Annotated in this window: 8 protein-coding genes and 1 pseudogene; all 9 read right to left on the bottom strand. The window is 65.8% G+C overall.

The genetic code is table 11. The features are described 5' to 3' along the window. Positions 1-94: pseudogene (locus H7J73_RS24555) on the bottom strand (NADH-quinone oxidoreductase subunit NuoK); the annotation flags it as partial. Then, positions 91-852 carry an NADH-quinone oxidoreductase subunit J gene (locus H7J73_RS24550; RefSeq protein ID WP_264070329.1) on the bottom strand — a complete coding sequence of 254 codons (762 nt, stop codon included), beginning with the start codon at positions 850-852 and terminating at the stop codon, positions 91-93. The gene H7J73_RS24550 and the pseudogene H7J73_RS24555, both read right to left, overlap by 4 nt. Next, positions 849-1,367, bottom strand: coding sequence for an NADH-quinone oxidoreductase subunit NuoI (gene nuoI, locus H7J73_RS24545; RefSeq protein ID WP_264070328.1), 519 nt, complete (start codon positions 1,365-1,367; stop codon positions 849-851). The genes H7J73_RS24550 and nuoI overlap by 4 nt, the downstream gene beginning before the upstream one ends. Further along, positions 1,360-2,880, bottom strand: a complete 1,521-nt coding sequence (locus tag H7J73_RS24540) for a complex I subunit 1/NuoH family protein (protein WP_264070327.1) — start codon at positions 2,878-2,880, stop codon at positions 1,360-1,362. Before H7J73_RS24540 ends, nuoI begins: the two co-directional genes overlap by 8 nt. After that, entirely contained in the window at positions 2,877-5,273 is a 2,397-nt protein-coding gene (locus tag H7J73_RS24535) for an NADH-quinone oxidoreductase subunit G (RefSeq protein WP_264070326.1), read from the bottom strand. Before H7J73_RS24535 ends, H7J73_RS24540 begins: the two co-directional genes overlap by 4 nt. Positions 5,274-5,367: 94 nt before the next feature. Continuing rightward, positions 5,368-6,693 (bottom strand): NADH-quinone oxidoreductase subunit NuoF, encoded by a 1,326-nt coding sequence (gene nuoF / locus H7J73_RS24530; RefSeq protein ID WP_264070325.1) that lies wholly within the window; start codon positions 6,691-6,693, stop codon positions 5,368-5,370. Next, positions 6,694-7,566, bottom strand: a complete 873-nt coding sequence (gene nuoE / locus H7J73_RS24525; protein ID WP_264070324.1) for an NADH-quinone oxidoreductase subunit NuoE — start codon at positions 7,564-7,566, stop codon at positions 6,694-6,696. A 28-nt stretch (positions 7,567-7,594) separates the two neighbouring features. Further along, positions 7,595-8,899: an NADH dehydrogenase (quinone) subunit D gene (gene nuoD / locus H7J73_RS24520; RefSeq protein WP_264070323.1), complete on the bottom strand. Its 1,305-nt coding sequence runs from the start codon at positions 8,897-8,899 to the stop codon at positions 7,595-7,597. Beyond that, positions 8,896-9,522, bottom strand: coding sequence for an NADH-quinone oxidoreductase subunit C (locus H7J73_RS24515; protein WP_264070338.1), 627 nt, complete (start codon positions 9,520-9,522; stop codon positions 8,896-8,898). Before H7J73_RS24515 ends, nuoD begins: the two co-directional genes overlap by 4 nt. Between the last annotated feature and the right edge of the window lie 23 nt (positions 9,523-9,545).

The raw sequence follows: 9,545 nt of genomic DNA, 5'->3' as shown, positions 1-9,545 counted from the left end.
CCACGCACATGAACATCACGATCGCGTTGTGCCGCAACAACACTCCAGCCGCACCAATCGTGAACAACAACACCGACAAATACAGATAACTCACCGGGCAACCTCGTCTCTGGAGGCGGCATCCGGCAGAGCATCACCGGATATGAGCAGTGTCAGTTCCACTCCCCTGCGCTGCAGTGTCCGGCTGACCGAGAGATGGCATTCCGAACCGTCGGGCAACAGGCCGGCGATGTCGACTGCGTTATGCCGCGCGTACACCCCGGGTGCCGGCATCGGGGTGGCGTGCCCGCCGGGACCGAATCGGTCCTCGGAGAGCTCGCGTTGATCCTTGCGCCGTTCCGTCCGCTCCCGATGCGTCAAGACCATCGCACCGAGCGCGGCCGTGATCAACAAGGCACTCGTCAGCTCGAAGGCCCACAGGTATCTGGTGAAGATCAGACCGGCCAGGCCGCGCACGTTGTCCCCGTCGTGCGGGTCGTCCCGGCCGCTCACACCGGCGACGGACACATTCCCGATGGCCGCGATGAGAAGGACGCCGAAGGCCAGTCCGGCCGCGGCCACGATAACCCGTTGTCCGCGCAGGGTTTCCACCAGAGACTCCGATGAGTCGACGCCGACGAACATCAGCACGAACAGGAACAGCATCATCACCGCACCGGTGTAGACCACCACCTGCACCACCCCGAGGAATACCGCCCCCTGCACGGTATAGATGACTGCCAGCACGATCATCGTGCCGGCCAGGAACAGCGCCGAATACACCGCTTTGCGGGCCGCCACCACACCGATGGCACCAGTCACGGCGAGGACCGCCAGCACCCAGAACACCACCGTCTCCGTGAGTGATGTCATCGCCGGACACCGTTCGTCACAGTGCCGCGGTAGTAGTCCTGGTCGGTCGCTCCGTCGACCATCGCATGCGGCGGGGCCTGCGCACCGGCTGGCAACGGTGCCAGCAACTTGTCCTTGCCGTAGATCAGGTCCGAGCGGTTGTCATCGGCCAGCTCGAACACGGTGGTCATGGTCAGCGCGCGGGTGGGGCAGGCCTCGACGCACAGCCCGCAGCCGATACAGCGCAGATAGTTGATCTGATAGACCCGGCCGTAGCGCTCACCGGGCGAAAAACGTTCTTCCTCAGTGTTATCGGCGCCCTCGACGAAGATCGAGTCGGCCGGACAGGCCCAGGCGCACAACTCGCAGCCGACGCACTTCTCCAACCCGTCCGCGTACCGGTTGAGCTGATGCCGGCCGTGATACCGCCTGGCGACCGGGGATTCCTGCTCGGGATACTCCTCGGTGATCGGCTTGGTGAACATGGTCCGCAGGGTGACCCCGAACCCGGTGGAGGTGCCGTGCAGCTTAGACATCGTGGCTCCCGAAGGTCAGCAGTGCGCCGTTGCGGACCGGCACCCCGTTGCGGGTGGGCACGGCGGGTTCGGCGATGATCGGCTCTGGCAGAGGTCGTTGGCCGGGCAATGGCGGAACGGGAAAGCCGCCGTTGATCGAGTCCGCGCTCGCCGGGCGCCCACCGCTCGGACGTTTTCTCTTCGACTGCAGCAGTTTCCACCCGAGGAGGGCCGCGACGCCCCCGATCGCGGCGCTCGCCAACGAGATCACCACTGCCCGGGCACCGCTTTCGGAGGGCTCGATGGTCCGGGTCACGGCAACAACCATGATCCAGACCAGCGATACCGGGATGAGCATCTTCCAGCCGATCGCCATGAACTGGTCGTACCGCAGCCGGGGCAGCGTGGCGCGCAACCAGATGAACGCGAACAGGAACACCCAGACCGGGATGAGCATCTTCCAGCCGATCGCCATGAACTGGTCGTACCGCAGCCGGGGCAGCGTGGCGCGCAACCAGATGAACGCGAACAGGAACACCCAGACCTTGGCGGTGAACCACAGCAGTGGCCACCAGCCCGTATTGGCGCCGCCCCACAACGAGATCGGCCACGGCGCATGCCANCCGCCGAGGAACANCGTNGTCGCCAACGCGGAGACCGTGGTCATGTTGACGTATTCGGCGAGCATGAACATCGCGAANTTCAGCGACGAATATTCGGTGTGAAAGCCGCCCACCAGTTCACCCTCGGCCTCGGGCAGATCGAACGGCGCCCGGTTGGTTTCGCCGACCATCGAGGTGACATAGACCAAAAACGACGGCAGCAGCAGGAACACATACCAGGTGTGGGTCTGGGCGGCGACGATGCCGGAGGTCGACATGGTACCCGCGTAGAGGAATACCGCGGCGAAGGACAGCGCCATCGCGATCTCGTAGGACACCACCTGCGCACTCGACCGCAGACCACCCAACAGCGGATACGTCGAGCCAGAGGCCCAGCCGGCCAACACGATTCCGTACACCCCGACCGAGGTGACCGCCACCTGCGCACTCGACCGCAGACCACCCAACAGCGGATACGTCGAGCCAGAGGCCCAGCCGGCCAACACGATTCCGTACACCCCGACCGAGGTGACCGCCAAGACGTAGAGCACGGCGACCGCCAGGTCGGTGAGTTGTAGCGGGGTGCGGTGGTTGAACACCGATACGGCGGGACCCATCGGGATCACCGCGAAGGCCAGGAAAGCGGGCACCACCGCGATCACCGGCGCCATCAGGTAAACGGGTTTGTCCACCCCGGCAGGAACGAGCCCTTCCTTGAGAGCGAGTTTCACACCGTCGGCCAGCGATTGCAGGACTCCGTTCGGTCCGACCCGGTTGGGCCCGAAGCGCATCTGCATACGGCCCAACACTTTGCGCTCCACCAGGATCGCGACCAGCACGGTCAGCAGCAGGAAGACGAAGACGCACAGGGCCTTGGCCAGGATCAGCCACCAGGGGTCGTGGCCGAAGAGCCTCGGATCCGGATAGGTCATGAGATGCCTCCCCGCTCGATGCGGACCTTCCCACCCGCCGTGGTCGCGAGCTGTGCGTACACGGCGCTGCCCGGCGAGTTCATCGGTAGCCAGACCACGCGGTCGGGCATTTCGGTAATCGCCAATGGCAAGGTGATCGACCCGTGCTCGGTACTGACGGTGACCAGATCACCGGCGGCGGCGCCGATCTCGTCCGCAGTGTTGGCCGAGCATCGGACCACCGGGGGGCGCGCCGTGCCGGCCAGGTGGGTTTCCCCGTCCTGTAACCGTCCGGCGTCCAGCAACATCCGCCAGCTAGCCAGCACCGCCTCGCCGGGTCCGGGAGCCGGCAGGGAAGCGGCAGCCAACGTGGGGGACTGGGGTATGTCACCACGTCGCCAGCCGAGCCTGGCCAGTTCTTCACCGGCCGCCGCGGCGGTACGGAAACCCAGGTCGACACCGACCTCGTCGGCCAGCGTCTGCAGTATGCGCAGGTCGGGGGTGGCGTTGCTCGGCAGCGCCGCGAGGAACGGCCGCAGCCGGCCCTCCCAGTTGAGAAAGGAGCCGGCCTTCTCGACGACGGGTGCGGCGGGAAATACTACGTCGGCGAGCTGGGTCACCGCGCTTTCCCGCAGTTCGAGGCTGACGACGAACGAGGTGGCCTCGATGGCGGCGAGCGCAGCCGCGGGGTCGGGCAGATCCTGCGGGTCGACCCCGCCGATGACCAGGGCACGCAACTCACCGACGGCGGCCGCGGCCAGGATGCCTGTGGTGTCGCGGCCGGGTTCGACCGGCAGCGGGGTGGTATTCCACGCGGCCGCAACCTGGTCACGCGCCTGCTCGTCGGTGACCAGGCGCCCGCCGGGCAGCAGATTCGGCAGGCATCCGGCCACCATGGCTCCGGGCTCACCGGCGCGCCGAGGAATCCACGCCAGCGTGGCGCCGGTGGCTGCGGCCAGTCGCGCGGCGGCCGGCAGCGCGCCCGGGCTGATCGCCAGCCGTTCGCCGACCAGGATGATTGCACCGGGCTGCGTCAGCAGCTGCTCGTCGGCCAATTCGTCCAGTGCCGAGGCTTCCCCGCCGGGGGCGGTCATGAGCAGCCGGCCCCCCATCTTGGTCAATCCGCGGGTGGCGAACGGGGCGATCGAGAGAACCTGGACACCGTTGCGCCGGGCGGCCTTGCGCAGCCGCAGAAAGACGATGGGAGATTCCTCTTCGGGGTCGAACCCGGCCAGCACCACCGCCGGAGCGTTCTCGAGGTCGGCGTACGTCACCGCCATCGGGCGGCCCGCGATGTGCTCGGCGAGGAAGTGGGCCTCCTCAGCCGAATGCGCGCGGGCTCGCATGTCGATATCGTTGGTGCCCAGCACAATCCGCGCGAACTTGCTGTAGGCGTAGGCGTCTTCGACGGTCACCCGGCCGCCGACGAGCACGCCCGCTCGACCCGCCGCCGCGGCCAGTCCGTCAGCGGCAATGCCGAGCGCTTCCGACCACGACGCCGACCTCAGCGTGCCGTCTTCGTCGCGGACGAGCGGCGTGGTGATCCGGTCGCCGACCTGTGCGTAGGTGAAGGCCCACCGGCCCTTGTCGCAGTTCCACTCTTCGTTGACCGCTGGATCGTCACCGGCGAGCCGGCGCAACACGGTGCCGCGGCGGTGATCGGTGCGCTGCGCGCACCCGGATGCGCAGTGCTCGCATACGCTGGGGCTCGACACCAGGTCGAAGGGCCGGGCGCGGAACCGGTAGGACGTACCTGTCAACGCGCCGACGGGGCAGATCTGAACGGTGTTACCGGAGAAGTACGAGTCGAAGGGCTCGCCGGTGGCGATGCCGACCTGTTGCAGCGCTCCGCGCTCCAGTAGTTCGATGAACGGGTCGCCGGCGATCTGATCGGAGAACCGGGTGCAGCGCGCACACAGCACGCAGCGCTCGCGATCCAGCAGCACCTGTGACGACAAATTGATCGGTTTCGGGAACGTCCGTTTGATGTCCTCGAACCTGGTTTCCACCCGGCCGTTGGACATCGCCTGGTTCTGTAGCGGACACTCGCCGCCCTTGTCACAGACCGGGCAGTCCAGCGGGTGGTTGATCAGCAGCAGTTCCATCACGCCGTGTTGCGCCTTGTCGGCCGAGGCCGAGGTGTGCTGGGTGCGGACCACCATGTCCGGTGTGCAGGTGATGGTGCACGATGCCATCGGCTTGCGCTGACCCTCCACCTCGACCAGGCACTGCCGGCAGGCACCGACCGGTTCGAGCAAGGGATGGTCGCAGAACCGCGGGATCTGCACACCGATCAACTCGGCAGCCCGAATCACTAACGTGCCCTTGGGAACACTGAGCTGGTGATCGTCGATGGTCAGGCTCACCATATCGACGGCGACCTGGCTCGTGTTCTTATCTTCCGCGGTTGTCACGCCACCCCACTTTCTTCGCCGAGCAGACGCAAAACGCCCTCGACACGCCAACGGATGGGGGGCGTATGCGTCTGCTCGCGAGAGAAACGTGACATCAGACCCCCACCCCCTGAGGTGCGGCGAGCATTGAGGCGTGCGGGTCGAACGGGCAGCCCCCAGAAAGATGCGCGACGTACTCGTCGCGAAAGAACTTGATCGAGGAGATGATGGGAGAGGCCGCGCCATCGCCCAACGCGCAGAACGACTTCCCGAAGATGGTGTCGGCGATGTCGAGGAGCTTGTCGATATCGGCCTCGGTGGCGCGACCGGTCTCCAGTCGCTCGTAGATCTGGGCCAGCCAGTAGGTGCCTTCCCGACACGGCGTGCACTTGCCGCAGGACTCGTGGGCGTAGAACTGCGTCCAGCGCTGCACGGCCCGGACCACGCAAGTGGTCTCGTCGAAGATCTGCAGCGCCTTGGTGCCCAGCATCGAGCCGACCGATGCCATGCCTTCGTAATCCAGTGGCACATCGAGGTGTTCGGTGGTCAGCAGTGGGGTGGACGACCCGCCGGGGGTCCAGAACTTCAGCTCGTGACCGGCCCGCACCCCGCCTGCATAGTCGAGGAGTTCGCGCAGGGTGATGCCCAGCGGTGCCTCGTACTGGCCCGGTGTCGTGACGTGGCCGGACAGCGAATAGAGCGTGAAGCCAGGTGACTTCTCCGAGCCCATCGATTTGAACCAGTCGACCCCGTTGACCAGGATCGGCGGTACCGACGAGATCGACTCGACGTTGTTGACCACCGTCGGGCAGGCATAGAGGCCCGCGACGGCCGGAAAAGGCGGGCGTAACCGGGGTTGGCCGCGACGGCCTTCCAGCGAATCCAGCAGTGCCGTCTCCTCGCCGCAGATATAGGCACCCGCACCCGCGTGCACGATCAACTCCAGATCGAATCCCGAGCCCTGGATGTCGGTGCCCAGATAACCCGCCTCGTAGGCCTCGGCGACGGCGGCCTGCAGGCGTCTCAGCACCGGCACCACCTCACCGCGGACGTAGATGAAGGCATGATGCGCCCGAATGGCATAGGCCGCGATGATCGCGCCCTCGACCAGGAAGTGTGGCGCGGTCATCATCAGCGGCATGTCTTTGCAGGTGCCGGGTTCGGACTCGTCTGCGTTGATCACCAGATAATGCGGCTTGGCACCCGCTCCGGACTGGTCCTGTGGGATGAACGACCACTTGGTGCCGGTCGGAAAGCCCGCGCCACCACGCCCCCGCAGGCCCGAATCCTTCACCAGCGCAATGACATCGTCGGGTGGCATGCTCAGCGCCATGGCCAGGGCTTGGTATCCGTCATGTCGGAGGTAGGTGTCCAGCGACCACGGCTCGTCGGCATCCCAGAACCGGCTCAGGACGGGGGTCAGCGGTGTCTGGTGCGGCATTCAGTTCCCCGAGTCCGTCGCGGAGGGATCGGTTTCCTCGGTACCTGGCTCGGCCGGCACCGTCGCCGACGGACCCGGTGCGGGTTCGTTCTTCGCGGATTCGACCGCTTCGGCCTCGGCGTCCCCGGGTGCAGGGTCTGTCGAGTCGGGCGCCGCCGGAACCGGCGGCGCCGACATCTCGAGCTCGTGCGCGATCCGCAACCCGGCAAGCGTCGCGGCGCCGGCGCCGCCAGGTCCGGGCCGGGCCGGGCCGCCGAGCCCGGCCAGCGTGCGGGCGGTCTCGATGAACGTGCACAGCGGTGCACCGCGGGTGGGAACGACCTCAGTACCCGCCTGCAGCGAATCGACGAGAGCGCAGGCGGTGGCGGGGGTTTGGTTGTCGAAGAACTCCCAATTGACCATCACGACGGGCGCGTAATCGCACGCCGCATTGCATTCGACATGCTCGAGGGTGACCGCGCCGTCTGCGGTGGTCTGCCCGGGCTGAATGCCCAGATGGTCTTCCAGCGACTTCAGGATGGCGTCGCCGCCCATGATCGCGCACAACGTGTTGGTGCAGACGCCGACCAAATACGTGCCGGTGGGGGTGCGCCGGTACATCGAATAGAAGGTGGCCACTGCGGTCACTTCGGCATCGGTCAGCCCGAGTTGTGTTGCGCAGAAACCGATGCCGGCCGCGGTCAGATAACCGTCCTCGGCCTGGACGAGATGCAGCAGGGGGAGCAGCGCGGATCGGGGATGCGGGTAACGGGCGATGATCTGCTCGGCATCGACGGCAAGGCGGGCCTCGACATCGGCCGGATAGGACCTTGGCCCGTTGATCGGTGGACCCGCCTCGTCGGGTCGCGGCCCCAGCACCAAGTCCACACTCATCGCTCTCCGTTCTTCGCGCAGGCGCTCATCACCGGTCCACACCACCCATGACTGGGTCGATACTCGCGACAGCTGAGATGACGTCGGCGACCATGCCGCCCTCGCACATCGCGGCCACCGCCTGCAGATTGGTGAACGACGGGTCGCGGTAGTGCACCCGGTAGGGCCGGGTGCCCCCGTCGGAGACCATGTGCACGCCCAGTTCGCCGCGCGGCGATTCGACGGCGACATAGACCTGTCCGGCGGGGACGCGGAAGCCCTCGGTCACCAGTTTGAAATGATGGATCAGCCCCTCCATCGAGCTACCCATGATTTTGGCGATGTGCTCTTGGGAGTTGCCCAGCCCGTCTGGCCCGAGCTTCAGATCCCCAGGCCACGCCAGTTTCTTGTCGTCGATCATCACCGGACCCGGTTCCAACCTGTCCACGCACTGGCCGATGATCTTGAGCGATTCCATCATCTCGTTGACCCGAATCACATAGCGGCCGTAGCAGTCAGAGCCGGTTGCGGTCATTACGTCGAAGTCGTAGGTTTCGTAGCCGCAATACGGTGCGGACTTGCGAAGATCGTGCGGCAAGCCGGTGGAGCGCAGTACCGGGCCGGTGATCCCCAGTGCCATGCAGCCGGTCAGATCGAGATAGCCGATGTCGACGGTGCGGGCCTTCCAGATGGAGTTGTCCCGCAACAGCTCTTCGAGTTCGTGCAGTCGCCCGGGCAGGATTCTCAGCAGGTCACGTACCCGGCTGGCACCGTCGTCGGGCAGATCGGCGGCCAGGCCGCCGGGCCGGATGTACGCGTGGTTCATCCGCAGCCCGGTGATCGCCTCGAACACCGTCAGAATCAGTTCGCGTTCCCGGAATCCGAAGAACATCGCCGACATCGCACCCAGTTCCATACCGCCGGTGGCGAGCGCGACGAGATGGCTGGAGATGCGGTTGAGTTCCATCATCATCACCCGGATGGTGCTGGCTCGGGCTGGGATGTCGTCGGTGATGCCGAGCAGCTTCTCGACGCCGAGGCAGTAGGCGGTCTCGTTGAAGAACGGCGACAGGTAATCCATGCGGGTGACGAATGTGACGCCTTGGGTCCAGTTGCGGTATTCGAGGTTTTTCTCGATCCCGGTGTGCAGATAACCGATACCGCAGCGGGCTTCGGTGACCGTCTCGCCCTCGATCTCCAGGATCAGCCGCAGCACGCCGTGTGTGGAGGGATGCTGGGGGCCCATGTTGACGACGATGCGTTCACCGGACGCCGCGCCGGCCTGTGCGGCCTCGACGATCTGATCCCAGTCGGAACCGCCGAGGGTGATTACGTTTTCCGCGATATCGGTCATCGGTACGCCCTGCGTTCGTCCGGGGGCGGGATCTGCGCGCCGTGGTATTCCACCGGCACGCCACCTAGCGGGTAGTCCTTGCGTTGGGGATGTCCGACCCAGTCGTCAGGCATTTCTATCCGGGTCAGGCCAGGATGCCCGTCGAAGATGATCCCGAAGAAGTCATAGGTCTCGCGTTCGTGCCAATCGGTGGTCGGATACACCGAAAACAGAGACGGCACATGGGGATCGGTATCCGGACAGGTGACCTCGATTTGGATACGCCGATTGTGGGTGATCGACATCAGCGGGTACACCGCGTGCAACTCGCGGCCGGAGTCGTCGGGATAGTGAACTCCCGATACGCCGCAACACAATTCGAACCGCAATGCGTCGTCATCCCGAAGAGCCTGAGCGACGGCGGGCAGGTGAACGCGGCGCACCTCGATGGTCAGCTGATCCCGGTGCACGACAATGCGCTCGACAGCGGCGGTGAAACCTTCTTCGCCCAGCACACCCGTGAGCTGGTCGACGACTTCGTCAAAATAGCCGCCGTAGGGTCGCGACGTGCTGCCGGGCAGGTTGATCTCGCGGACCAGCCGCCCGTAACCCGAAGTATCGCCGGTGCCCTGGATGCCGAACATCCCTCGGTGCACACCGATCGTTT

This window comes from Mycolicibacterium komossense (genome assembly GCF_025822605.1).
GTDB lineage: Bacteria > Actinomycetota > Actinomycetes > Mycobacteriales > Mycobacteriaceae > Mycobacterium > Mycobacterium komossense.
Note: the sequence above shows the minus strand (reverse complement) of the source record. Positions and strands in the feature narration are given on the sequence as shown.

What these genes read in the sequence shown, in the direction of transcription:
- nuoE (WP_264070324.1), bottom strand. Translation starts at nt 7,566, where the DNA reads ATGAGTGTGGACTTGGTGCTGGGGCCGCGACCCGACGAGGCGGGTCCA.
- H7J73_RS24550 (WP_264070329.1), bottom strand. Translation starts at nt 852, where the DNA reads ATGACATCACTCACGGAGACGGTGGTGTTCTGGGTGCTGGCGGTCCTC.
- nuoI (WP_264070328.1), bottom strand. Translation starts at nt 1,367, where the DNA reads ATGTCTAAGCTGCACGGCACCTCCACCGGGTTCGGGGTCACCCTGCGG.
- nuoD (WP_264070323.1), bottom strand. Translation starts at nt 8,899, where the DNA reads ATGACCGATATCGCGGAAAACGTAATCACCCTCGGCGGTTCCGACTGG.
- nuoF (WP_264070325.1), bottom strand. Translation starts at nt 6,693, where the DNA reads ATGCCGCACCAGACACCGCTGACCCCCGTCCTGAGCCGGTTCTGGGAT.
- H7J73_RS24515 (WP_264070338.1), bottom strand. Translation starts at nt 9,522, where the DNA reads ATGTTCGGCATCCAGGGCACCGGCGATACTTCGGGTTACGGGCGGCTG.